Source organism: Spiroplasma sp. hy2, assembly GCF_044714365.1.
Lineage (GTDB): Bacteria > Bacillota_I > Bacilli_A > Mycoplasmatales > Mycoplasmataceae > Spiroplasma > Spiroplasma phoeniceum.
This window is the reverse complement of sequence record NZ_RXFZ02000318.1, coordinates 1-684: the sequence shown is the minus strand read 5'-3', so window position 1 is coordinate 684 and position 684 is coordinate 1. Positions and strand designations below refer to the sequence as shown.

Genomic DNA, 684 nt, shown 5'->3' with positions numbered 1-684 from the left:
ACAATATATCTTTTTAAACTTTCAGGATTACATGTATTAATTGTTATTTTATTTTGATAACCACGAATAGCAAATTCTAAATCACTTAAATCTTTTTGTTGAAATTGGTCACATTCTTCTCTTCAATCAATTACTAATTTATATTTATTTAAATCAGCAAAGGCTTTTAATTTTTCTTTCCGACTTGGTGAATGTAAACCTTTACAATATATTTTGCTCCCATTTGATAAAGTAAAAGTAAAATTTGATAAATTAATAGTATAAGGTATATTATTTTCATCTAACATATTTCATATATTTTGAAATACACTATCTTTTAAATCTTTACTCCAATACATACTAGCAATGATACAAATTGGTTCTTTAATCAATAAACTAATTTTTAATAATTCACCAAACATTTTAATATTTGAAATAGTTTTACCACTATATCGTGTTCCAATTTGATTAATTTCATTAACTAACTCATATTTCTTAGCAAAGGGATATTTATTACCAACATTACTATTTTGTAATAACCAATAAGGAGTTTCTAACAAATAAGTAAAATGATTAAGCATTATTATCACTTTCTTTTTTAATATCTCTAATATCAGTTTGTAAATTAACTATTATTGGTTGTTGATTATTTAAATTTAATTCTTTTTCAAGTTCTTTTTCTTGCAGTGAATATTTATAATTAAA

The 684-nt window shown here is 21.6% G+C and carries 1 protein-coding gene; it reads right to left on the bottom strand.

Annotated features, from left to right (window positions below):
- The coding region (locus tag EHV01_RS06295) for a phage terminase large subunit (protein WP_422066713.1) at positions 1-560 on the bottom strand (560 nt) is incomplete at its 3' end.
- Between the last annotated feature and the right edge of the window lie 124 nt (positions 561-684).